Origin of the sequence: Burkholderia sp. JKS000303 (assembly GCF_002563755.1) — a bacterium.
GTDB lineage: Bacteria > Pseudomonadota > Gammaproteobacteria > Burkholderiales > Burkholderiaceae > Burkholderia > Burkholderia anthina_B.
The window spans coordinates 685,132-707,835 of sequence record NZ_PDBZ01000001.1; the positions used below are offsets into that span (position 1 = coordinate 685,132).

Annotated in this window: 20 protein-coding genes; 2 read left to right on the forward strand and 18 right to left on the reverse strand. The window is 66.4% G+C overall.

The window, feature by feature from the left end:
* Positions 1 to 78: 78 nt before the first annotated feature.
* The 10 genes from BX604_RS03335 to rfbB form a co-directional block, all read right to left on the reverse strand.
* On the reverse strand, positions 79 to 3,723 hold the full coding sequence (locus tag BX604_RS03335) for a glycosyltransferase family 4 protein (RefSeq protein ID WP_098549563.1): 3,645 nt from the start codon (positions 3,721 to 3,723) through the stop codon (positions 79 to 81).
* Positions 3,723 to 5,180, reverse strand: coding sequence for a class I SAM-dependent methyltransferase (locus BX604_RS03340; protein ID WP_098549564.1), 1,458 nt, complete (start codon positions 5,178 to 5,180; stop codon positions 3,723 to 3,725). The genes BX604_RS03335 and BX604_RS03340 overlap by 1 nt, the downstream gene beginning before the upstream one ends.
* The gene (locus tag BX604_RS03345) at positions 5,180 to 6,400 is read right to left on the reverse strand and encodes an ABC transporter ATP-binding protein (protein ID WP_098549565.1); all 1,221 of its coding nucleotides are present in this window, start codon (positions 6,398 to 6,400) and stop codon (positions 5,180 to 5,182) included. Before BX604_RS03345 ends, BX604_RS03340 begins: the two co-directional genes overlap by 1 nt.
* Entirely contained in the window at positions 6,400 to 7,194 is a 795-nt protein-coding gene (locus BX604_RS03350; RefSeq protein ID WP_098549566.1) for an ABC transporter permease, read from the reverse strand. The genes BX604_RS03345 and BX604_RS03350 overlap by 1 nt, the downstream gene beginning before the upstream one ends.
* Positions 7,194 to 8,639, reverse strand: a complete 1,446-nt coding sequence (locus tag BX604_RS03355) for a mannose-1-phosphate guanylyltransferase/mannose-6-phosphate isomerase (RefSeq protein ID WP_098549567.1) — start codon at positions 8,637 to 8,639, stop codon at positions 7,194 to 7,196. The genes BX604_RS03350 and BX604_RS03355 overlap by 1 nt, the downstream gene beginning before the upstream one ends.
* A gap of 255 nt (positions 8,640 to 8,894) precedes the next feature.
* Positions 8,895 to 10,100: a COG1470 family protein gene (locus tag BX604_RS03360; RefSeq protein WP_179894776.1), complete on the reverse strand. Its 1,206-nt coding sequence runs from the start codon at positions 10,098 to 10,100 to the stop codon at positions 8,895 to 8,897.
* 73 nt (positions 10,101 to 10,173) lie between these two features.
* Positions 10,174 to 11,070: a dTDP-4-dehydrorhamnose reductase gene (gene rfbD, locus BX604_RS03365; RefSeq protein WP_098549569.1), complete on the reverse strand. Its 897-nt coding sequence runs from the start codon at positions 11,068 to 11,070 to the stop codon at positions 10,174 to 10,176.
* Positions 11,063 to 11,614, reverse strand: a complete 552-nt coding sequence (gene rfbC, locus BX604_RS03370) for a dTDP-4-dehydrorhamnose 3,5-epimerase (protein ID WP_098549570.1) — start codon at positions 11,612 to 11,614, stop codon at positions 11,063 to 11,065. The genes rfbD and rfbC overlap by 8 nt, the downstream gene beginning before the upstream one ends.
* Positions 11,599 to 12,492, reverse strand: a complete 894-nt coding sequence (gene rfbA, locus BX604_RS03375) for a glucose-1-phosphate thymidylyltransferase RfbA (RefSeq protein ID WP_098549571.1) — start codon at positions 12,490 to 12,492, stop codon at positions 11,599 to 11,601. The genes rfbC and rfbA overlap by 16 nt, the downstream gene beginning before the upstream one ends.
* Positions 12,493 to 12,503: 11 nt before the next feature.
* Entirely contained in the window at positions 12,504 to 13,565 is a 1,062-nt protein-coding gene (gene rfbB / locus BX604_RS03380) for a dTDP-glucose 4,6-dehydratase (RefSeq protein ID WP_098549572.1), read from the reverse strand.
* A gap of 344 nt (positions 13,566 to 13,909) precedes the next feature.
* Here rfbB and BX604_RS03385 point away from each other — a divergent pair, with 344 nt between their 5' ends.
* Positions 13,910 to 14,749, forward strand: coding sequence for a symmetrical bis(5'-nucleosyl)-tetraphosphatase (locus BX604_RS03385; protein WP_098549573.1), 840 nt, complete (start codon positions 13,910 to 13,912; stop codon positions 14,747 to 14,749).
* A 31-nt stretch (positions 14,750 to 14,780) separates the two neighbouring features.
* On the opposite strand, the gene BX604_RS03390 is transcribed toward BX604_RS03385, so the two are convergent.
* The 8 genes from BX604_RS03390 to BX604_RS03425 form a co-directional block, all read right to left on the reverse strand.
* Positions 14,781 to 15,638, reverse strand: a complete 858-nt coding sequence (locus BX604_RS03390) for a lysophospholipid acyltransferase family protein (protein WP_098549574.1) — start codon at positions 15,636 to 15,638, stop codon at positions 14,781 to 14,783.
* Between the two features lie 19 nt (positions 15,639 to 15,657).
* Positions 15,658 to 16,935 carry a dihydroorotase gene (locus tag BX604_RS03395; RefSeq protein WP_098549575.1) on the reverse strand — a complete coding sequence of 426 codons (1,278 nt, stop codon included), beginning with the start codon at positions 16,933 to 16,935 and terminating at the stop codon, positions 15,658 to 15,660.
* A 61-nt stretch (positions 16,936 to 16,996) separates the two neighbouring features.
* On the reverse strand, positions 16,997 to 18,028 hold the full coding sequence (locus BX604_RS03400) for an aspartate carbamoyltransferase catalytic subunit (protein WP_096503383.1): 1,032 nt from the start codon (positions 18,026 to 18,028) through the stop codon (positions 16,997 to 16,999).
* Positions 18,029 to 18,102: 74 nt separating this feature from the next.
* A complete protein-coding gene (pyrR, locus tag BX604_RS03405) occupies positions 18,103 to 18,618 on the reverse strand; it encodes a bifunctional pyr operon transcriptional regulator/uracil phosphoribosyltransferase PyrR (RefSeq protein WP_098549576.1) in 516 nt (171 codons plus the stop codon).
* Positions 18,605 to 19,054: a Holliday junction resolvase RuvX gene (gene ruvX, locus BX604_RS03410; protein WP_098549577.1), complete on the reverse strand. Its 450-nt coding sequence runs from the start codon at positions 19,052 to 19,054 to the stop codon at positions 18,605 to 18,607. The genes pyrR and ruvX overlap by 14 nt, the downstream gene beginning before the upstream one ends.
* The gene (locus tag BX604_RS03415; protein WP_006751106.1) at positions 19,051 to 19,629 is read right to left on the reverse strand and encodes a YqgE/AlgH family protein; all 579 of its coding nucleotides are present in this window, start codon (positions 19,627 to 19,629) and stop codon (positions 19,051 to 19,053) included. Before BX604_RS03415 ends, ruvX begins: the two co-directional genes overlap by 4 nt.
* Before the next feature lie 182 nt (positions 19,630 to 19,811).
* Complete coding sequence (locus BX604_RS03420; protein ID WP_098549578.1) at positions 19,812 to 21,113, reverse strand: hypothetical protein; 1,302 nt, start codon at positions 21,111 to 21,113, stop codon at positions 19,812 to 19,814.
* A 104-nt stretch (positions 21,114 to 21,217) separates the two neighbouring features.
* On the reverse strand, positions 21,218 to 21,388 hold the full coding sequence (locus BX604_RS03425) for a rubredoxin (RefSeq protein WP_004186709.1): 171 nt from the start codon (positions 21,386 to 21,388) through the stop codon (positions 21,218 to 21,220).
* 255 nt (positions 21,389 to 21,643) lie between these two features.
* On the opposite strand from BX604_RS03425, the gene BX604_RS03430 reads away from it, so the two are divergent.
* Positions 21,644 to 22,510, forward strand: coding sequence for a hydroxymethylpyrimidine/phosphomethylpyrimidine kinase (locus BX604_RS03430; protein WP_098549579.1), 867 nt, complete (start codon positions 21,644 to 21,646; stop codon positions 22,508 to 22,510).
* Positions 22,511 to 22,704: the final 194 nt, after the last annotated feature.

Sequence of the window (22,704 nt, forward strand, 5' to 3'; positions counted from 1 at the left end):
CATCCCCTCAAACTCGTTTCAACATAACTATTCAATACGCAGGTCCGCATGCAGCCGGACCTTCGGACTCGCCCCGACCTATATTTTTTCGGTCAACATCGCCGCGCTCTGCCGCCACGACAGGAACGGCATTCCGGTCGACAACGGAATGGTGCCCGCCGCCTTTCCGGCCAGCCACGCGCGAATTGCGCCGGCCAGCGCGGACGCGTCGTGTGCCGTGAAATACGCTGCGTGCTCGCCGGCCACTTCGCGGAAAACCGGAAGGTCGCGGGCCAGGATCGGCACGCCGTGCTGAGCCGCCTCGATCAGCGGCAACCCGAACCCCTCGCCGGTGGACGCCGCGATCAGGCAACCGCTCGCGGCATACACCTTCTCGAGAAACTCGTCGCTGATGCTCTCCAGCCAGAACAGCCGACGATCCCGTTCCGTGTGGGACCGCAGCCGGTTCGCCAGATTGTCCATCATCCAGCCTTGCTTGCCGACAATCACGAGATTGGCGTCGACGCCGGCCGCCCACAACTGCTCGAAGGCCTCCAGCACCTGTGCGTGGCCCTTGCGCGGCTCCAGCGTGCCCACCATCAGGAAGCTGGCACGCGCCGCCAGCGCGTCGAGCACGCTCGCCGCGTTTTTCGGCATGCCGGTGGTCGGCACCGAGTTCGCGATATCGGAACCCAGATGGAACCAGTTCAACGCGAACGGACGCTGCCGCGCGATCTTGCGCCCGGCCATCCAGTCGTCGAATTCATCGGCGACCGCCTTCGAAATGCACAGCGCACCGTCGCTTTCGGCGACGACGTCCAGCCAGCGCACGAAGTGGTCGACGACGTGCTGCTCGAAATGGTTGTCCCGTAGCGGCAGCAGATCGTAGACCACGAACTTGACCCGCACGCCCTGCTCGCGCAGGTTCTGATAGAAGCCCGCGTAATGCGGCACGACGGCCGGCGCGAGATCGAGCCCGAGGAACACGTCGCCGGGACCGTATTCGATCGGATCGTCGGTCAGCGAATTGTCTTCCTTCCCGAGGAAGCGGGCCATATAAGTTCTCGCGTAGCGATACGGCTGGTCGGCAGTCGCATACACCGGCTCGATACGATAGCCGGCGGGCGGCTGCAGCACCCACTCGCGAAGAATGCTGCGCACGACGCGCTGGATGCCGCTGCGCGCATCGCGCTGCACCAGCTCGGAAATATCGACGAGCAACTGGCGCGTGTTCGATACGCCGTCCAGCAGCCGCGACGCGAGCAGCGCCGTGCTGTCTTCCCAGTTCAGCCACGAAATGCCGGTCGGCTTCGGATGCTGGCCGAGCCGGTACAGTTCGAGCCATGCCGCGAGCGCCGTGCTCAATTCTCCGGCCGAATTCCCGCCGAAATAATAGGCGCCATCGCCGGCTACCTCGCGGAACACGGGAATGTCCCGCGCGATGACGGGCAGCCCGTAGTACGCGGCTTCGATCAGCGACAGGCCAAAACCTTCGTTGACGCTGGCGGCGACCAGCCCGCTGGCCGCCTTGTACAGGCTGACCAGGTAGTTGTCGTCGACGCCGGCAAGCCAGAACAGACGCTTGCCGAACTCCGGATGCTTGCGCATCTTGTCCGCGAGCGCGTCCATCTTCCATCCCAGCCGCCCGACGAAGGTCAAGCAGACGTCCTGCCCTGCCGCCCACAACGCCTCGACCGCCTCCAGCACCTGTGCCTGGTTCTTGCGCGGCTCGATGGTCGACACGCACAGGAAGCTCGGGCAGCGCTGCATCGCGGCGATCACCGTCGCGGCGTCAGGCGGCAGCGCGCCTTCGACCACTTCCGGGAAATCGACGCCGATGTGCGCCCACGTGCTGCTGAAGTTCGGCGACGTCGGGATGTTCTTGTCGCGAATCCACGCAAGCAGCGCGTCGGACGTCGCCTTGGAAATGCAGATCGTGCCGTCCGTCGTGGCCATCACGGCCAGCAACCGTTCGTGCATCGTCTTCAGGTTCGCGTCGAAGAAATACTCCGGGAACTCGATGGGCAGCAGATCGTAGACCAGGAACTTCACGCCCACGCCCTGCTGCCGGAGCTTCTGGTAGAACGCCGCCTGCGCGATCTGCACGGAGTGCTGCATGTCCAGACCGAGGAACACGTCGCCGCGCTGCCATTGCACGTCGCTGTCGCGGATCGATTCGTCCACCGGCGCGCCGAGAAACTTCTGGGTAAAGCGGCGTGCATACCGATAGCCGTGAGCCAGCGTCGCATAGACGGGCTCGACGCGATACCCTGCCGGCGGCTGCTTGAGCAGGCAGTCGAGATAGTTTCGGACGACCCGCTGCACGCCGGTGCCCGCATCGTTCTGGCAGAACTCGGACACGTCGACCAGGATCTGCCGCACGTAGCCCGTCTTCTCGTTCTGCGCGAGGCATGCCGAGAGCGGAACCAGCATGTTGCGATCCGTCGACCAGGCAGCCTTGGCTGCCACCAGTTCGATCAGGCGCTCCTGCGAGCGGGACTGCTCGAGCCACGACGGCCGGGGCGGCGCGGCGAGCTTTTCCCATTCGGCGAACGCCCGGCGGCCCACCGCATCCCACGAGAATTTGCGGGACTGCACGAGGCCATGCTCGCGCAGTTTCTGGCGGAACGCCGGATCCTCCAGCACCTCGGCCAGTTTCCGCGACATCGCCGGCACGTCCATCGGATCAAACATCGCATCCTGCCAGCCCATGACTTCCGGCAGGCTGCCCGCATGCGCGCAGATGACCGGCGCACCGCACGCCATCGCCTCGAGCACCGGCAAACCGAACCCTTCGTGCCACGACGGGAAGACGAACGCGTCGCAGATCGCGTAGAGCGCGTGCAGATCCGCATCGCTGACGAAGCCCGTGAACTTCAGTTCGGACTCCCTGACGCCGAACTGTGCCGCGTGCTTGTAGAGCTCGGCCTTGACGGATTCCGGGATCTTGCCCACGAACACCAGCTGCACCTTCGCACGCAGCGTGCCGGACAGCTGCGAGTACGCCTCGATCAGTCGCGGCAGGTTCTTGCGCTCGTCCGCGCCGCCCGTATACAGCAGGAACGATGCGTTGATCCCGAATTGGCGGCGCAGGCGGTCGGCCTCGGCCGCATCGACGGAGATCGGCTTGAACGACTCCTCGATGGCCGACGACACCGCGATGATCCGCTCGGCCGGATAGTCCAGGTACTCGATGCCTTCCTGCCGCGAAAATTCGGAGTTCGCGAGCAGCAGCGCCGCCTTCTGCAGATAGCCGATCTTCCGGTAGTAGTGCCGCGAAGTGACCGGGTGCGGGTCGAGATACCGCTTGGCGTGCACGAGCGGAATCAGGTCGTGCAGCGTCACGCTGACCGGCGTCGCGCGATCGAGCTGGCCGACGCTGGACACGCCGTAGCCCGTCACGCCTTCGAACAGGCTGCCGACGTGCACGACGTCCGGCCGCAGGCTCGCGAGGAAGGATTCCCAGCTCAGTTCCGCGATTTCCCGGCGTGTGGCGTTGTCGTCGATCACTTCCTCGACCGGTCCGATCGCCTGCCAGACACGGATGTTTTCCTGGGGCAGCAACCCCTCGAACTCAGCGCGAATCGCTTCGATCGATTCGCTCAGCATGCCGTTCAGGACCAGAACGACCTCGTGCTCGCCGCGCACGCGCGCGACGCCCTTCGCAAAACCCAGTACGTAGCGGCCGATTCCGCGGAATCGGCTTTCTGTCTGCGCACCCTGCATGTCGATAACAATGCGCATCAGTTCTTCTCCTGCTTCAGCCGGTCGAATTCAGCGACCAGGCTCGCGTGAATGCGATTCGCATGCGCGTCCAGATTGTCGATACGAATATGCGTCGACGCAGTGCCGACGGGCTGACTGGCCGCTGCGGCCGCCACGTACGGCACGAGCCGCGCCTTCAGGCCCGGCACGCGATTGAGCACGGCCACCGTGAGCCGGCGCAGCACGGGCTGCCGGTACGCGTAGCGCACCACACGCTTCACCTGCTGCTTCACGCCCCGCTTGAGCGGCCCGAGCCCCTTGCCGCGCAGGCCGAGGCTCACCCACCGCAGCGGCGCGGTGACGCGCCACGACGTGCTCCCATAGACGGCCTGCAGATGCGCATACGTCTGCTGGGCCACGCCCTGCTCGTGCAGTGCACGCGCCTCGGCCTCGTGCAACTTGCTCTCGGCCAGCGCGAGCTGCGCCTCGAGCTGCCGGCACCGATCCTCGACATGCAGCAGCTGCGTATCGACGACCCGCGAGCTGGCCAGCCGGGCCAGTTCCTCGGCATGCTGCGCGCGCGCTTCGACCTCGCGCAGCACTTGCTCCCCGAGCACGCGCTGTTCTTCGGCGAACCGGCTGCGATCCTCGGCGAGCTGCAGCCGCCCTTCCGCGAGCCGCAGTTGACCTTCGATGGACTGAAGCCGCGTGCTCATCTGCTGCACGCGACCGCCGATCTGCGAAACGTTCGATGTCAGCCGGGTTTCGTAACGCTGGATCAGCGTATCGATCGTCAGCCCGTATTCCGCGCCGAATGCTTCGTCGAACGCACCCTCGGTCGATCCCACGTCCTTCTGCGCGACGATCGCATAGTCGGGGCTCGCGCCGCGCACGATGTCGAGGAACTGAACCGGCGTCTCGGTATCGCGCAGCTCCGGCGATTCCTGCAGACGGACCACCTTCACGCGATCGAAGCCCGCATGCTCGGCGACGAACGACAGCAACAGCGGCGGAATCGGCTTCTGGTGCGACGGATCCATGTAGAAATTGGTCGTCGCCACCGAGATGTTTTCCGGATTCGGCGTCTCGAGGATCAGCAGGCCGCCCGGCTTCAGCACGCGCAACGCTTCGCGGACGATCACGCCCAGTTGCTCGAAGCTTACGTGTTCGACGACGTGAAACGCCGAGATCAGCGCGTGGCTATCCGATTCGAGCGACGCGAGATACGCGATCGCATCGCCCTGCTGAACCGGCAGCCCGCGCTCGCGGCAGGCTTCCAGCATGTCCGCGTCGAGATCGACCCCCATCGGTTCGAACCCGGCCTCGACCATCAGCTCGAGCCACTCGCCGCGGCCGCACCCCAGGTCGAAGGTCTTCCCGCCCGGATAACGCGCCGCAAGCGGCTGAAAGAAGGGCGAGTAGTTCGTCAGTCGGTTTTTGATCAGCTTGCGCGATCCCCGATACCGATCTTCAAACGCACGATAAAAACTATCCACTATGGCAAGCTCCGCACCGTCGTCGGCAACCAGGCTACGCCGACAAAGTCTTGCATTTTGATGTTGACGACGTTGAACACCAGCGCGCGGTCGCGCCACTGGTAGTTGTTGGCAAGATGGGCGTCGCCCGTATGCAGCGCGACTGCGACCGAATAACTGCCGACGCCGAGATTCGCCGTGAATTCAAAGCGCAACTCGATCGCCTGTCCCGCGTCGAGACCGACCAGCACCTGCTTCAGGTGATACGTGTTCGTGCCGAACACCGTCTGCCCGAGCCGGTCCTTGATCATGTAGCCGACCACCAGCTCGGGGATCGCCTCCACGCACCGGACCCTGACGCGCAACGCGACCGGCTGCCCGACGCCCGCAACCTCGATAGGTTGACCGGATTCGTCCAGCAGCTCGACCGCGTCGATCACGGCCTCGCCGGTGCCGGACACGGTCTGCACCGCGCCGCTCTCGAGCTTCTCCTGCCGGACCTCGTGGTCCTTGCGGTCGGCCAGCATCGCGTTGTAGTAGTCCATGACCACTTCCGGCGGCCCTTCCATCTCCAGCCGCCCGGCATTCAGCAGGATCGCGTGATCGCAGATCGCCTGGATCGCAGCCTTGTCGTGCGCGACGATCAGCAGCGTCGTGCCCAGCTTGCGGAACTCGCGGATCCGGTCGAAGCTCTTGTGCTGGAAATACGCATCGCCGACCGACAGCGCCTCGTCGACGATCAGCACGTCGGGCCGGCGCGCGGTCGCGACGCTGAACGCGAGCCGCACCTGCATGCCGCTCGAATACACGCGTACCGGCTGGTCGATGTATTCGCCGATTTCGGCGAACGCCTCGATTTCCGGCATCAGCGCGAGCAGTTCGTCGACGGAATAGCCGAGCAGTTGCCCGGCCATCATCACGTTCTGGCGCCCGGTGAAATCCGGGTGGAAGCCCATCCCGAGTTCCAGCAGCGCGGCGACGCGGCCGGTCATGATCACGCTGCCGACGCTCGGCTGCGTGGTCCCGACGATCATCTTCAGCAGCGTGCTCTTGCCCGCGCCGTTGATGCCGATGATGCCCAACGCCTCGCCGGCCTTCACCGAGAAGCTCACGTCGCGCAACACCCAGTGCAGCGTGTGGTGCTGCTTGCGACGCGGGTCCATCCATTCGACGAGACGCGACCAGCGCGTCGGATACTGCTTGTAGGCCTTGCCCAGATTGGTAACGGTAATGGTGCCCATCAGAGTTCATCCACCATTTCGCCCGCATGCTTGCGGAACAGGCTGAAGCCGAGCAGGCACAGGCCGACGCCCAGCGCCGTCACGAACCAGAGCTGCGACCAGTCGGGCCACTTGGCCTGCATCATCACGACCTGGAACGACTCGACCAGCGATGCCATCGGGTTGAACTGCATCCCGGCCTGGATCCGCTTGGGCAGGATGTCGACCGAATAGACGATCGGCGTCAGCCAGAACCAGAAATTCAGCACGATGTTGAAGAACTGCCCGACGTCGCGGAAGAACACGTTCAGCACGCCGAGCGTGATCCCGAGGCCGATCGCGAACAGCGTCAGTACGATCAGCAGCGGAATGACGGCCACGAACACCACGCCGGGGAAGTTGCCGGTGACCAGCAGGAACACCACGAACAGCCCGAACACGATCGCGAAGTTGATCAGCGAGTTCGCCACCACGATCACCGGCAGGCACAGCCGGGGAAAGTTCAGCTTCTTGATCAGGTTGGCGTTCTCGATGAACGCGTTCTGCGCGCGGCTGACGATCTCGACGAACATCCCCCACGGCAGCACGCCCGCGCACAGATGAATGCTGTACGCGAAGCCGCTGTCGACGCCCGGCAGCCGGGCGTGCATCACCCGCGAAAAGATCACCGTATAGACGACGATCATCGCGAGCGGGTTGAGGACCGTCCACGCAGCGCCCAGCAGGGAATTACGGTACTTGGACTGGAATTCCCGCTTGACGCTTCCCAGGATGAAGCCGCGATACGCCCACAGGGCTCTCAGCATGCCCAGCATCAAGCCCGCCCGTATACATCTTGGAAACGAACGATGTCGTCTTCCCCGAGGTATTCGCCGCTCTGCACCTCGATCATCACGAGATCCAGCACGCCCGGATTCTCGAGGCGGTGCTTGTGCCCGGCCGGGATATAGGTCGACTCGTTGGTGCGCACGAAGATTTCACGGTCGCCGTTGACGACCTTGGCCATCCCCGACACGACGATCCAGTGCTCGCTGCGGTGATGGTGCATCTGCAGGCTCAGGCTCGCGCCCGGCTTGACCTCGATACGCTTGATCTTGAAGCGCGGCCCTTCCTCCAGCACCGTGTAGGTGCCCCACGGCCGGCTCACGGTGCGATGCAGCTTGTACGCATCGTGATTGCGCTTCTTCAGCCGGGCGACGACCTGCTTCACGTCCTGCGCGCGATCGGGATGCGCGACCAGCAACGCGTCCGGCGTATCAATGATCATCAGATCGGCCACGCCGACTGCCGCGACCACGCGATCCGGGCTTTGCACGTAGGTATTGTGGCTATCGACGAAGATCGCATCGCCGACGACACGGTTGCTGTCCTGATCCGGCGCGACCAGGTCGCGCACCGCGCCCCACGAGCCGATGTCGCTCCAGCCGAAGCTGGACGGCACCACCGCCACGTTCGACGAGCGCTCCATCACCGCGTAGTCGATCGAGATGTCGGGCATCTTCTGGAACGATTCGGCCGGGATCTCGAGCATCTGCGCGGTGGCCTTGTCGGCCTGCAGCGACGCCCAGCATGCTTCGGCGGCCGCCGCGACGTCCGGCGCGTGACGGGCCATCTCGTCGAGAATGGCGCCCGCCGCGAAGCAGAACATGCCGGAATTCCACAGATAATTGCCCGTCGCCAGGTATTCGGCGGCCTTCACCGCATCGGGCTTCTCGACGAAGCGCTGCACCACCCGGCCGTTGCCGATCTGCTCGCCGGCCTCGATGTAGCCGAAACCGGTATCCGGGCATGTCGGCACGATGCCGAACGTCACCAGCTTGCCCTGCTTCGCCAGGTCGACCGCGCTTGCAACGGCCGCGGAGAATCCTTGCTGATCCTGCACCAGATGATCGGCCGCAAGCACCAGCATCAGCGCATCGCGCCCGTACTTTTCCGCCACGTGGTGCGCCGCCATCGCGACGGCGGGCGCTGTGTTCCGGCCGGACGGCTCGAGCATGAATACGCCGGATTGCTGATCGCCGAGCGCCGCGCAGACGAACTCGTCCTTGCTCATGAAGTAGTAGTCGCGGTTCGTGACCGTCAGCAGCTCAGCACATGCGGACTCGGCATCTTGGCCAACCGCCGCGGCTGCCCGTCGGTACGTCTTCAGCAGCAGGCTCTCGCCGTCGGCAAGCTTCATGAACGGCTTGGGGTGCCCTTCGCGGGAGACGGGCCAAAGCCGCGTGCCAGCACCACCGGACAGGATGACGGGGATTAACATCACATTCACTCCAGATTTAGTATCCGCTGGCGAAGCAAATACCTTCGCCACTTACATCAAACCACCACCGGCGTGCCTGCCGGCCGGTCGCGACCGGCCGGACCAAGCAGGAATTATAGCCGGCGAACTGCCGCCTTCGGAACCGGTCGGGCGCCGGGAACCGCCGCCACGCAAGGCCCGGGCGCCCGTACCGGGCGATCGGGCGGCCCGGCTTGCGCCGGCTGCGACGAAAACATCGCACCCACCGCGCGGGCGTTACCGGACGGTCACCTCGACATCGCCGAAGGCGCCCGACTGACTGTCGTCGAACCAGGCGACGCCTTCCTGAACCAGGGTCAGTCGCAGCACGTAGCGACCGGGCGCGGCCGGCGCCACGACCGACACCTGCAGGTCCTGCGCCTCGCCCGGCATCATGGAGGCCGTCAGCCTCGTTCGTTCGCCGTCGAATACCACGACCTGCGAGCGCGTGCGGTCGAGCCAGTGATACGACGCGTGCACCGGCGTCGGCGCACGGCTGGCCAGCTGAAAGTTCGACCGGTTGGACAGGCGGACGCGCGCCGAAAACGACGCACCCGCCGCAACCGTCGACGGCGCGTCGAGCACCGCCACCTCGATTCCGGCCTTTGCCTGCGCCGAAAGCGGCGCATGCCAGGAATTCTTGCGCAACACGTCCGATTGCTCGAAACGCTCGATCAGCAACGCGCGAACCATATCGCCATGGCGCTCCTCGAACAGTGCGCAACCCCACGCATAGAGTTCCTGGTCGAGGGCGGTCAGTTCGTTGATCGCGTCGACTTCCTCGAACGACAGCGCGTGCATGACCGGCCGGTCCGACGACGTGTTGAGCCGCGGCGTCGCGAACCTCGGACAGAAGTTCATCGAATAGGCGAGCAGGTTCATCGAGTCGCGCATGCGCTCGGTGATGCCGAAGAACGCGAACGATTCGAGCCGTTGTTTCGCGCGGTCGAGCAACGTCCGGTCGTGCCGGCGCGATGCGTATTCCTTGACCGCCGCGCGACCGTAGCCGACCGGATCGCGCATCAGCTTCTCGTAGTCGAAATCGGCCGCAAGAAAGAGGGTCTGCGTATTGACGATGTCCCAGTTCGTTTCAGGATCCCGAATGAAATCCAGCAACGACCACTTCTCGTCGTTCATCCGCCGATGACGGTACGTATCGTCGTGGCGCTGCGCATGCAGATACCACGACACCGTGCGCTGCACCGGATCCCGCAGCATCGAAATGTGGGTCAGGTTTCGTCCGACGAACGACTCGATGCCGTGCCAGTGATGCCCGCGAAACAGCCGGTACCGGTCGACGGATTCCCGCGGCAGCGCGAACAGCTCTTCGAGGACCTGTGCCGGGCACACGTCCTCCCTGTCGTACTGATCCTCGAGGAAAGAAATGAGCGACGATCCTCCCGTTTTGGGAATATGAAGGAAATAAACCGGATCCGTATGCATTGTCACCAATCGAAAATGAGAGTCGCGGCAAAACCGCCCAGCCCGCGCCCCTCGTACACCCCCAACCCTTGAATCACCCGGCCAGACACAGTTGCAGCGCATCGCGCCAATCCGGCATCCGCAGACCGAACGTCGCGGTCAGCTTGTCCAGCGCCAGCCTCGAATTGGCCGGTCGCTTCGCCGGTGTCGGGTAGTCGCTCGACGCGATCGGCGCAACCGTCGGCGCGTGTCCGGCCATCGCGGTCGCGAAGATCGCGTCGGCAAAGCCGCACCACGAAGTCGCACCGGCCGACGTGAGGTGATAGATGCCCGTGCGATGCGCCCACCAGTGCGCGTCGGACGCCGCCGTGCCCTGCGCGACGATGTGTGCCGTAGCCGCGGCAATGGTGTTCGCCCAGGTCGGTGCACCGACCTGATCCGCGACGACGTTCAATGCCGGGCGCTCGGCGCCGAGCTTGAGCATCGTCTGCAGGAAATTCCTGCCGCGCCGGCCGTACACCCAGCTCGTGCGCAGAATCAGATGCGCGCAGCCGGCGGCCGCGATCGCCTGCTCGCCTTCCAGCTTCGTCGCGCCGTACGCGTTCACCGGATGCGTCGCGTCGCTTTCCGTGTACGGGCTCGCTTGCGTGCCGTCGAACACGTAATCGGTCGAGTAATGAATCAGCGTGCCGCCGATGCGCGCCAGTTCTTCCGCGAACACCCGCGGCACGTCGGCATTCAGCCGCCGCGCGGCGTCGACGTCGGTCTCGGCCTTGTCCACCGCGGTATACGCGGCCGGGTTCACGATCAGCGACGGCTTCAGCTCGCGCACTACGGCCCGCACGCGATCGAGATCGGACAGGTCGAGCATCGACCTGTCGCACGGCACCACGCGGCCGAGCCCCTGCAGCGTACGCAGCAGCTCGAATCCGACCTGGCCGTTCACCCCGGTCACGAGGATCGTCGGCTGACGATGGCTGCCGTCACGCATAGACTTCAGCCTCATTCAGTTGCTTGCCTGCCGCATCCTTCGCCGCGAGCAGCGGCTCGCCGTCGAGCGGCCAGTCGATGCCGATCGCGGCATCGTTCCACAGCAGGCTGCGCTCGTGTTCCGGGAACCAGTAGTCAGTCGTCTTGTACAGAAACTGCGCGGCCTCCGACAGCACCACGAAGCCGTGCGCGAAGCCCGGCGGCACCCACAGCTGGCGGTGGTTGTCGGCCGACAGCGTCACGCCGGCCCACTTGCCGAAATTCGGCGAACTGCGCCGGATGTCGACTGCGACGTCGAACACCTCGCCTTCGACCACGCGCACGAGTTTGCCCTGCGCATGTTCGATCTGGTAATGCAGCCCGCGCAGCACACCCTTCGCCGAACGCGAATGGTTGTCCTGAACGAATTCGACACCGGGCGCGACCTGCTCGGCGAATTCCCGCCCGTTGAAGCTCTCGTAGAAGTAGCCGCGCGCGTCGCCGAACACCTTCGGTTCGATGATCCTGACTTCAGGAAGCGCCGTTGCCGTTACCTGGATAGCCATGCGACCTGGTTCGTGAGAAGGTTCCGGAGATACTGCCCGTAAGCGTTCTTCGACAGCGGTTGCGCAAGCCTCAGCACCTGCTCCGCGTCGATCCAGCGCCGGCGGTATGCAATCTCCTCGGGACACGCGACCATGAGCCCTTGCCGCTTCTGCAGCGTCGCGATGAAGCTCGCCGCCTCGATCAGCGAATCGTGCGTGCCGGTGTCGAGCCACGCGTAACCGCGACCCATGATCTCGACGTTCAGCGCGCCGTCCGCGAGATAGCGCGAATTGACGTCGGTGATTTCAAGCTCGCCGCGCGGCGACGGCTTGATGTCGGCCGCGATGTCGCACACGCGGTTGTCGTAGAAGTAGAGACCGGTGACCGCGTAGTGCGAACGCGGTTTCGCCGGCTTCTCTTCGATCGACAGCGCGCGGAATGCCTGGTCGAACTCGACGACGCCATAGCGCTCGGGATCGTGCACGTGATACGCGAACACGGTCGCGCCGCTTTCCTGCGCATACGCACGTTCGAGCTGCTTCGCGAGATCGTGCCCGTAGAAGATGTTGTCGCCGAGGATCAACGCCGACGGATCGTTGCCGACGAAATCGCGGCCGATCGTGAACGCCTGCGCAAGACCATCCGGCGACGGTTGCACCGCGTACTGGATGTTCATCCCCCACTGGCTGCCGTCGCCGAGCATCGACTCGAAGCGCGGCGTGTCGTCCGGCGTCGAGATGATCAGCACGTCGCGGATGCCCGCGACCATCAGCGTCGACAGCGGGTAATAAATCATCGGCTTGTCGTACACCGGCAGCAGCTGCTTCGACACGGCGTGCGTGATCGGATACAGCCGGGTGCCGGAACCGCCCGCGAGAACGATGCCTTTACGTGCCATGACGTCAGTCCTCAAGCGCGTTGCGCATAGTTCGTCTCGACCCACTTCCGGTAGTCGCCGGACAAGACTTCGTCGACCCAGGCCTGGTTGCCGAGATACCAGTCGACCGTCTTCGCGAGGCCGGTCTCGAACGTTTCGGCGGGTTTCCAGCCGAGTTCGCGCTCGAGCTTGCGCGCGTCGATCGCATAACGGCGATCGTGACCGGGACGATCCGTCACATAGGTAATCTGGTCGCGATACGAACCGGCCGCCTTCGGGCGCGCCTGGTCGAGCAGGTCGCACAGCGTGTGCACGACCTCGAGGTTCTTCTTCTCGTTCCAGCCGCCGACGTTGTACGTTTCACCGGGTTCGCCGCGCGCGAGCACTTCGCGAATCGCGCTGCAATGGTCGCCGACATACAGCCAGTCGCGCACGTTCTGGCCGTCGCCATAGACCGGCAGCGGCTTGCCCGCGAGCGCATTCGCGATCATCAGCGGGATCAGCTTCTCGGGGAACTGGTACGGACCGTAGTTGTTCGAACAGTTCGTGGTCAGCGTCGGCAGCCCGTACGTGTGATGGTAGGCACGCACGAGATGATCGGAACCGGCCTTGGTCGCCGAGTACGGGCTGTTGGGCGCGTACGGCGTCGTTTCGGAGAATTGCGGATCGGTCGACGACAGCGAACCGAACACTTCGTCGGTGGACACGTGCAGGAAGCGGAACGCCCCCTTGCCCGCGGTATCGAGGTCGTTCCAGTACGCGCGGGCGGCTTCGAGCAGCGTGAACGTGCCGACGACGTTGGTCTGCACGAAATCGGCCGGGCCGTGGATCGAGCGATCGACATGACTCTCGGCGGCGAAATGCACGACGGCACGGGGCTTGTGTTCGTCGAACAGCGCGCGCAGCGCGGCGCCATCGCAAATGTCGACACGCGCGAACACATGCTTCGGACTCCCGTCGAGCGACTGCAGCGTGCGGAGGTTGCCCGCATAGGTCAACTTGTCGACATTGAGCACGGCTTCGTCGGATTGACGCAGCCAGTCGAGTACGAAGTTGGCACCGATAAAACCCGCGCCGCCCGTCACCAGGATCATGAGGCTCCCTTAAGTCATACACGGCAGGCCTCGAGCACGTGCCGCCACAGATTCGGAAAGCGACGACGCCAGCTTGCGCGTCACTTAAGGCGGGAATTCTAACTGTTCGTCGAGACTGTCAAAGTCATGAAATGCTAATTTTGTGAGGGAAGCAGCAATTATAGGAACCGGCATTTTGCAAAAGCCATGCCGCTAACAACTTGAAACAGTGCTCCGGACCCGCGAAGCCCCCAAAACTACTTGTCAAATCAATAGGTTAAACTGACAGCCAATGGCACCCGCGGCCGCGCTGCCGCCATGCCCGCTCCTCACTTGGCAATAGGTTTTGTAACAACTTTCCGCTCATGACCCGCACTCCAATCGCCATTGGCGACATTCAAGGCTGTCATTCTGCTTTCCACTCTCTGTTCGAACAGCTTTCAGCTCCGGCCGATACGCCTTTCTGGATCGCGGGCGACGTCGTCAATCGCGGACCGGACTCGCTCGCCGCACTGCGCGCGCTGGTCGAACTGGGCCCGCGCGCGACCGTCGTGCTCGGCAATCACGACCTGCATCTGCTCGCGGTGTCCGCAGGCATCCGGACCGAACGCCCGGGCGACACCATCGGCGAGATCCTCGACGCCCCCGATGCCGACGCGCTGCTCGACTGGATTCGTCATCGTCCGTTCGCGCACTTCGAGCACGACATGCTGATGGTTCATGCAGGCGTGCTGCCGCAATGGGACGCCACGCTCGCGCTCGAACTCGCGGACGAACTGCAGCGCGCGCTGCGCGCGCCCGACTGGCGCGACACGCTGCAGCAGCTGTACGGCAACGAGCCGAATCAATGGAGCCCGGATCTGAAGAAGCGCGACCGGATGCGCGTCGCCTTCAATGCGTTCACGCGCGTGCGATTCTGCACGTCGGACGGTGCGATGGAGTTCAAGGCGAATGGCGGCCCCGACAGTGCGCCGCCCGGCTACCTGCCGTGGTTCGACGTGCCGGGTCGCCGCACGCAGGACGTGACGGTCGTGTTCGGCCACTGGGCCGCACTCGGCCTGATGCTGCGCGACAACGTCGTCGCGCTGGATTCGGGATGCGTATGGGGGAATCAGTTGTCGGCGGTGCGACTGACGGCCGACCCGGCGCAGCGTACGGTCACGCAGGTACAGTGCGGCGCGTGCCGCTCGCCGGGCGGCGAGTAACCCGCGCAGCTCGCGCGGGCGCCACGATGCTTCAGCCCTCGCGCCCCGGCACCGGCTCGTCGGGCGCCGCCTCGTGCGACGCACCGGCGCCGACTTCGGTCGCCGGATAGGCGTGCGCGTCCAGCGCCGCGAGGGACTCGGGCGACGGCTTGCCGACCTTCGCCTGCAACGTTTCGAGCGCGGCGGCGATCGCCTCGCGCGCAGCGGCGGACGTGGTGCGACGATCGCCGCCCGGCGGGATCGGATCGCACACGTACAGATGCGCGATCAGCGGGCCGCCGCGCAACACCATGCCGAGCGACGTCCCGAGCGACAGGTCGCCCGTGTAGGCCGGCGCGACCGACTGCCGCTGCTGCGCGTCCTCGTACATCAGGCAGATCGGCTGCACGGCGCAGCCGGCCGACACCGCTGACTGGAACAGGTTCGCATGGAACGGCAGCAGCGCCTGACCGTCCGACGTCGTGCCTTCCGGGAACACGCACATCAAGCCGCCGTGGCGCAAACGCTCGGCCATCTCGTGCATGATCCGCATCGCTTCGGAGCGCTTTTCACGCTGCAGGAACACGGTATCGAGCTTCTCGGCGAGCCAGCCGACGACCGGCCACTGCCGCACCTCCGCCTTCGACACGAACGGCGTCGGCCGCCACGCATTGATCGCGTAGATGTCGAGCCACGACACGTGATTGCCGACCACGAGCGCGCTCGCGTCGAGCCGCGCGCCGTCGTTGTGGACGACGAGGCGCATCCCGCAGATCCGCAACATCTTGATCGACCAGCGACGCGTCATCTCGGCGCGCCGCGCGGGCGTCACGCGCGAAAAGCACAGCGCGACGGTCGCCATGCCGCGCAGCAGGTGAAAAACGAGACGCAGCTTGCGAAGAGCGGTCATGACGAAGATCCGGCGTGGTTCAGTGACGCTCGAACGCGACCTGCCCCGCCACGAGCGTCGCCCGCACGCAGCCGGGCAGTTCGTAGCCGAGGAACGGCGAGTTGTGGCCCTGGCTCTTCAGCGCGCGCGGCTCCACGCGCCAGTGCGCGCGCGGGTCGAACACGCACAGGTCGGCCGCGCCGCCTTCGGCGACACGGCCGGCCGGCAGTTGCAGCACGTCGGCCGGCGCGGCCGTGATGCGGCGCAGCGCCTGCGCGAGCGGCGTGCCGGTTTCGTCGGCCCACTTCACGGTGAGCGACAGCAGCAGTTCGAGGCCCGTTGCGCCAGGCGTCGCTTCGGCGAACGGCAGCAGCTTCTCGTCGTCGTCGACCGGCGTGTGATCGGAGCAGATCGCGTCGATCGTGCCGTCGGCGAGCGCCGCGCGGATCGCTTCGCGATCGCGCTCGCTGCGCAGCGGCGGGTCGAGCCGGAACTGCGAATCGAAGTAGCCGATATCGACGTCGATCAGATGCAGGTGATTCACGCCGACGTCGCACGTCACGGGCAGCCCCTCGGCCTTCGCGTCGCGCACGAGCGCGAGACCGGCCGCCGACGACAGGCGTGCGAGGTGCACGCGCGCGCCCGTCACGCGCATCAGTTCGAAGATGGTGTGCAACGCGATCGTCTCGGCGGCGACCGGCACGCCGGACAGCCCGAGCCGCGACGCGAGCGGGCCGCTCGCGGCAACGCCGCCGCGACCGATGAACGCATCGAGCGGGCGCAGCCAGGTCGTGTAGCCGTAGGTGCTCGCGTACTGCAGTGCGCGCAGCAGCACCTGCGTGTCGCGCACCGGCACGTTCGCCTGCGTGAAGCCGACGCAGCCCGATTCGGTCAGCGCGACCATCTCGGTGATCACGTCACCCTTGAGGCCGACGGTGAGCGCGCCGAGCGGATGCACGTTCGCCTGGCGCAGGTTGCGCGCGCGGAACTTGAGCATCTCGACGAGGCCCGGCTCGTCGAGCACGGGGTCGGTGTCCGGCGGGCACACAAGGGTCGTGACGCCGCCCGCGACGGCCGCGGCCATCTCGGACGCGAGCGTCGCCTTGTGCTCGTAGCCCGGCTCGCGCAGCCGCGCGCACAGGTCGACGAGGCCGGGGGCGACAATCAGCCCCGATGCGTCGATCGTCTTGTCCGCGTTGAAACCGGCCGGCGCAGCGCCGAGCGCGGCGATCTTGCCGTCCGCGACGAATACGTCGGCCTGCCGTTCGGTGCCGGCGACCGGGTCGATCAGCGTGCCGCCTTGGATATGAATCTTCATGCGCTGTCTGTGAATGCGTTGATTGCGTTGAATGCCTGAACAAGGATGCGCGAGAGCGGGCTCAGTCGCTGTTGCCGGCGACGATGCCCATCACCGCCATCCGCACGGCGATGCCGAACGTGACCTGGTTGAGGATCACCGATTGCGGGCCGTCGGCGACTTGCGAGTCGATCTCGACGCCGCGGTTCATCGGGCCCGGGTGCATCACGATCGCGTCGGGCGCGGCGAGCGCGAGGCGCTCGGGCGTCAGGCCCCAGGTCTTGAAATACTCCTGCGCGGACGGCAGCAGCGCGCCGCTCATCCGCTCGTTCTGCAGGCGCAGCATGATGATCACGTCGACGCCCTTCAGCCCTTCGTCGAGGTTGTGGAACACCTTCACGCCCATCTGCTCGAGACCGCCCGGCAGCAGCGTGCGCGGGCCGATCGCGCGCACTTCCGGCACGCCGAGCGTGGTGAGCGCGTGGATGTCGGAGCGCGCAACGCGCGAATGCAGGATGTCGCCGACGATCGCCACGCGCAGCTTCGTGAAATCGCGCTTGTAGTGGCGAATCGTGTACATGTCGAGCAGGCCCTGCGTCGGGTGCGCATGGCGGCCGTCGCCGGCGTTGATCACGTGCACGTGCGGCGCGCAGTGCTCGGCGATCAGGTACGGTGCGCCGCTCGACGCGTGACGCACGACGAACAGGTCGGCATGCATCGCCGACAGGTTGTTGATCGTGTCGAGCAGCGACTCGCCCTTGCTCGTCGACGATGCATTGATGTTCAGGTTCAGCACGTCGGCCGACAGGCGCGTCGCGGCGATCTCGAAGGTCGTGCGCGTGCGCGTCGAGTTCTCGAAGAACAGGTTGAACACCGACTTGCCGCGCAGCAGCGGCACCTTCTTCACCTCGCGGTCCGTCACGCTGACGAACTGCTCGGCCGTATCGAGAATATGGTTGACGATCGAGCGCGGCAGCCCCTCGATCGACAGCAGGTGTTTCAGCTCGCCGTTTTTCGTGAGCTGCGGGTTGCCCTTCAGGAAACCGTAGCGGAACCGCTCGGGGCTGGCGGCCGTCGCGGGATTGCCGGTGCGGCCAGTGGTGTCGGTGGTCATGGTGTGCGTGATTCCAACTATGCAAACGGGCCGCGGCATGAACCGGCGGCCCGGGATACGGTTGCGCGGTTCGCTCAGGCGCCGTGCGCCTCGATGCGTAGCGTGAGCTGCGCGGCTTCGTCGCGCGCGAGCACGAGCGTCGCATCGGCCGGCACGTCGAGCGTGCCGCCCGCGAAGCGCGCGGCAACCGGCAGCTCGCGGCCGCCGCGATCGGCGAGCACCGCCAGCTCGACCGCGGCCGGACGGCCGTAGTCGAACAGTTCGTTGAGCGCGGCGCGCACGGTACGGCCGGTGTACAGCACGTCGTCGACCAGCACGATGCGCGCGCCGTCGACCTCGAACGGCAGCGCCGTCGGGCTCGCCTGGCTGTGCAGCCCCTTCTTCGCGTAGTCGTCGCGATGCAGCGCGACGTTCACGACGCCGAACGCCGGCGCGCCGAGATCGCGCGCGAGGCGCTCGGCGAGCCATGCGCCGCCGCTGTAAATGCCGGCGAGGCGCGGGCCGCCCGGTTCGGCGAAAGCCGTGCCGTATGCGCCGCGGATCTGGTCGAGCAGGACGCGATAGAGCGCGTCGGCATCAATGGTGCTCATGGTCGGACAATTGATCGAGATACTGTTGAAGGATGACGCGCGCGGCTTCCGCATCGAGGATCTCGGCCCGTGCGCGGCCGCGCACGTTGCGCTCGCGCAGCCCGGCCTCGGCCTCGACCGACGAATAGCGTTCGTCGACCCACGTGACGGGCAGCCCGAAGCGGCCGTTCAGCTGGTTGCCGAAGCGCTTGGCCTGCTGCGTCATCTCGTGCGGCGTGCCGTCCGGATGCATCGGCAGCCCGACGACGAGCGCGTCCGGCCGCCATTCGGCCAGCAGTTCGCCGACCGCCTTGAAGCGGTGTTCACGATTCAGGTTGGGAATCACGACGAGCGCCCGGGCCGAGCGCGTCAGCGCATTGCCGATCGCGACGCCGATCCGTTTCTCGCCGTAGTCGAACGCCATGAGCGTCGCATCGCGCGCGCTCGCGCCACTCATGCGTGCCCTGCTTCGCCGGACAGCATCGACGAGCTGACGCCGAGCAGGCCGAGCGCGGCTTCGAAGCGCTCCTCGGCCGGCGTGTCGAACACGATGCGGGGATCGGCGGCGACCGTCAGCCAGCCGTTGCGGGAAATCTCTTCCTCGAGCTGCCCTGCGCCCCAGCCTGCATGGCCGAGCGTCAGCAGGAAGCGTTTCGGGCCGGTGCCCGTCGCGACCGCCTCGAGCACGTCCTTCGACGTCGTCATCTCCAGCCCGCCCTCGACCGACATCGACGAGTTGTAGTTCGCGCCCTCGACCGGCTCGTGCAGCACGAAGCCGCGCTCGGTCTGGACCGGGCCGCCGAAGTACACGGGAATGTGCAGCAGCGGCTCGATGTCGAGCTTCAGGTCGATGCGGTTGAACAGCGATTCGAGGTCGATATCGGTGGGACGATTGATGACGAGGCCGAGCGCACCGCGCTCGCTGTGATCGCAAAGATAGACCACCGTTCCCGAAAACGTCGGATCCGCCATGTTCGGCATGGCGATCAGGAACTGGTTGGTGAGATTGATGCGATCGGAAGGCTTTGACATGGTTTGAATTTTAGCAAAGACGCCGCGACCTGACCGGGCCGCGATCAACAAGCAACGCCGCGCGACGCTGGCAACGACGCGCGCGGATCACACGGCACTCTAACACGCGCGCGGGCGCTGTCGGCAGCGTGTTGCCGGCCCGCGCGACAAGGGCTGCCGCCGTGCAGGCGCCCCGTTGCGGGTCAGGCCCGGTCGAGCGCCGCGCCGAGCGCGCCGGACGCCGCGGTCAGGTCCGGCGGCGCGACGCCCGCCGCGATCTTCAGCAGCGCGGCGCGCAGCATGTCGGACGCGCGGGCGTGCGCGTCGAGCCCGCCGTCGGCGAGCGGCACGCCGTGTGCGGCGCGGCGCCACGCAAGCCCGAGCGTGTCGGCCAGCAGCGCCGCGTGGCCGAGCCCGAGCGCACACGCGGCCGTCCCGACCCGATAGGCGGCGGCCGATGCGCGCCATGCGGCGCCCGCGTCGGCCCCGGCCGGCGCGGCGGTGAGATCGGCCATCGACGCGTCGGCCGTCTGCAGGAAATCCTCATAGGCATGTGCGTTGACGGTCACGACCCCGAGCGTGCGGGTCGGCGCCGCCGCGACCGCGTCATGCTCGGCGCGGGCGGCATCGGCTTCCCACAGCGCCTCGGAGGCCGGCGTGCCGGCGACGTGCCAGTCCACCGTCAGCCCGTAGTCGTGCAGCACGTCGACGAGCGCGACGTCCTCGGCGGCCGCGCCGAACAACGCGAAATCGCGCCACAGCAGTGCGAGCGTCTCGCGCACGAGCCCGGGCGGCGCACTGCGCCGGCCCTGCGCGTGCTCGCCGAGCAGCAGGTTGGTCCGCGCGAGAAAACGTTTCAGTTCGGGAGCGCCGCTGGCGCGCAGCGCGCGCAGGCACGCGGCGGCAAGCCGCCAGAAGTCGTACGGCACGCCGTCGGCCAGCGCGGTCAGGGTCGCATCGAGCTCATCGAGCGCTGCGTCCGGCGTGCCTTGCGGCGTGCGCAGCACGGCGAGCAGCGCCTGTTCGTAGCGGGCGCGGGCGCGACTCGCGAAGGTGTCGGGCAACGCGCGCAGCGTCGCCGGCGGCACCGCGCGCCCGACGAGCGCGAGCGCGTCGAGCGGCGCACTCGCGTGCAGATCCGCCGCGCTTTGCGCACGCAACGCACGAAAATGTTCGAAGAGCACCGGCGAGCAGGCCAGCTCGCGCAGATTGTGACGCGCGACGGCCGCGCGGAAATCGTCGAGCGCGACGCGCCAGGCAGCAGACGCCGGCCCGTTGGCAACCAGCGGCGCGGCGGCCGACAACTGGCCCGCGAAACGGGCGGCCGGCAGCCAGCCGGCCTCCGCGAGCACCGCTGCGGCCGCCGCAAGCGGCGCTGTCGCGTCGTCGCGACGCGCAAATGCGTCGGCGGCCGCAGCGAGCGACGCGTCGGCCGCGCGCACCGCCCCGCCGCGCGGGTTGGGCAGTGCCTCAGGAAAGGGAACGTTCGCCGGATCGGCCGTCATGGACTCGCGCGCCTGTCATCGTCAAGTCGCTCGCGCCGGCCGCGGCGCGCGAGCGCCGGGCAACCGCGAGGCCGGAGCGGTATGTCCGTGGGGCCGGGGTCCGGTCAGATCTGGACCATCTCGAAGTCTTCCTTGCGAGCGCCGCACTCGGGACACGTCCAGTTGATCGGGACGTCTTCCCAGCGCGTGCCCGGGGCGATGCCCTCTTCGGGCAGCCCCGCTTCTTCGTCATAAATCCAGCCACAAATCAGGCACATCCAGCTCTTGTATTCCATCTTAAGCCGCGTCGGGAAAGTCGGTAAATTCGGGAGCCATGATGGTACCGTGTCGGGGCCGGACTGCCTAGCAATCGCGCTGGAGTACGGCGACTACGTTGCGCTGCGCTAAAAAATCCGTCGTGCGGGCCGGATTCCGCCGCATAATGGCTGCAAAGTGCGGCCTGCCGGGCAACACAGGGCCCAAAATGGCCCATTTCGCCTCGCCGTCCGCACCTCCGTCGCTTCTCCGTTTTTTTCTTGCCCCATTTTTACATGTCCAGCAACGCCCCTCCGATCGTCCTCACCTTCGGCCTGTCCGATCCCACCGGCGGCTCCGGCCTCCAAGCCGATCTGATGACCCTGGCGAGCATGGGCTGCCACGGCGTGTCCGTCCTGACGGGCTATACCGTGCGCGACTCGGCCGCCTGCGACGAAGTGACCGGCCTCGATCCCGATGTCGTCGCCGCCCAGGCGCGCATGCTGCTTGAAGACATGCCGGTCGCCGCGTTCAAGATCGGCGCGGCGACGCGCGCGGAAGTCGTGAGCGCGATCGCGGAAGTGGTCGCCGATTACGACGGCGTGCCGCTCGTGCTCGCGCCGGATTTCACGCTCGACGACGAGCACGTGCTCGCTGCAGACGACCTGCGCGAATCGATCGCCGACCTGCTCGCCCCGCAGACGACGCTGCTCGTGGCCGACTACGCGACGCTGATCGCACTCGCTCAGCCGGACGGCGATGCCGAGGCGCCGAACCTCGACGCGGCCGTATCGCACCTGCTCGCGCAGGGCTGCGAGTACATCCTGTCGTCGGAACCTGGCTCGCACCGGCTCGTCAACACGCTGTACGGCGAGGAGGGCCAGCTGCGCGAAGACATGTGGGATCGCTCGCCGCACCGGCTGATGGGCATCACCGACACGCTGGGCGCGGCGATCGCCGCGCTGCTCGCGAACGGCCAGGAGCCGCCCGAAGCGGTGCGCGAAGCGCAGGAGTATCTGTATCAGGCCGTGCGCGACGCGTTCCGGCCCGGCATGGGGGCCTACCTGCCCGACCGGTTCTTCTGGGCCCGCAGCAACGACGATGCGGACACGCCGCCGGCCGCGAAGGCCGATCCGGTACCGCGGACGTCGCACCGGCACTGACGCACGCACGGCGGCTGCGTGCCGCTGCACCGTCGAGCGCAGCACGCCGTCGTATCGGGGCGGCACGTCCGCCCCTTCCTTCGTGCGCGCAGCAAATACCACGCGACAAATAAAAAAAGACCCGCATCGCTGCGGGTCTTTTCTTTTGGCTGGAACGCGCATCGCTGCGCGCTCCGGACACCATCGACCGAAGT

Bases quoted from the DNA above. Each gene is read 5' to 3' on its own strand.
- BX604_RS03390 (WP_098549574.1), bottom strand. From the start codon at position 15,638: ATGACCGCTCTTCGCAAGCTGCGTCTCGTTTTTCACCTGCTGCGCGGC.
- BX604_RS03355 (WP_098549567.1), bottom strand. From the start codon at position 8,639: ATGTTAATCCCCGTCATCCTGTCCGGTGGTGCTGGCACGCGGCTTTGG.
- BX604_RS03400 (WP_096503383.1), bottom strand. From the start codon at position 18,028: ATGACCACCGACACCACTGGCCGCACCGGCAATCCCGCGACGGCCGCC.
- pyrR (WP_098549576.1), bottom strand. From the start codon at position 18,618: ATGAGCACCATTGATGCCGACGCGCTCTATCGCGTCCTGCTCGACCAG.
- BX604_RS03335 (WP_098549563.1), bottom strand. From the start codon at position 3,723: ATGCGCATTGTTATCGACATGCAGGGTGCGCAGACAGAAAGCCGATTC.
- BX604_RS03425 (WP_004186709.1), bottom strand. From the start codon at position 21,388: ATGGAATACAAGAGCTGGATGTGCCTGATTTGTGGCTGGATTTATGAC.
- rfbB (WP_098549572.1), bottom strand. From the start codon at position 13,565: ATGATCCTGGTGACGGGCGGCGCGGGTTTTATCGGTGCCAACTTCGTA.
- rfbC (WP_098549570.1), bottom strand. From the start codon at position 11,614: ATGGCTATCCAGGTAACGGCAACGGCGCTTCCTGAAGTCAGGATCATC.
- BX604_RS03345 (WP_098549565.1), bottom strand. From the start codon at position 6,400: ATGGGCACCATTACCGTTACCAATCTGGGCAAGGCCTACAAGCAGTAT.
- BX604_RS03415 (WP_006751106.1), bottom strand. From the start codon at position 19,629: ATGTCAAAGCCTTCCGATCGCATCAATCTCACCAACCAGTTCCTGATC.
- BX604_RS03430 (WP_098549579.1), top strand. From the start codon at position 21,644: ATGTCCAGCAACGCCCCTCCGATCGTCCTCACCTTCGGCCTGTCCGAT.
- BX604_RS03385 (WP_098549573.1), top strand. From the start codon at position 13,910: ATGACCCGCACTCCAATCGCCATTGGCGACATTCAAGGCTGTCATTCT.
- BX604_RS03360 (WP_179894776.1), bottom strand. From the start codon at position 10,100: ATGCATACGGATCCGGTTTATTTCCTTCATATTCCCAAAACGGGAGGA.
- rfbD (WP_098549569.1), bottom strand. From the start codon at position 11,070: ATGCGTGACGGCAGCCATCGTCAGCCGACGATCCTCGTGACCGGGGTG.
- rfbA (WP_098549571.1), bottom strand. From the start codon at position 12,492: ATGGCACGTAAAGGCATCGTTCTCGCGGGCGGTTCCGGCACCCGGCTG.
- BX604_RS03350 (WP_098549566.1), bottom strand. From the start codon at position 7,194: ATGCTGGGCATGCTGAGAGCCCTGTGGGCGTATCGCGGCTTCATCCTG.
- BX604_RS03395 (WP_098549575.1), bottom strand. From the start codon at position 16,935: ATGAAGATTCATATCCAAGGCGGCACGCTGATCGACCCGGTCGCCGGC.
- ruvX (WP_098549577.1), bottom strand. From the start codon at position 19,054: ATGAGTGGCGCGAGCGCGCGCGATGCGACGCTCATGGCGTTCGACTAC.
- BX604_RS03420 (WP_098549578.1), bottom strand. From the start codon at position 21,113: ATGACGGCCGATCCGGCGAACGTTCCCTTTCCTGAGGCACTGCCCAAC.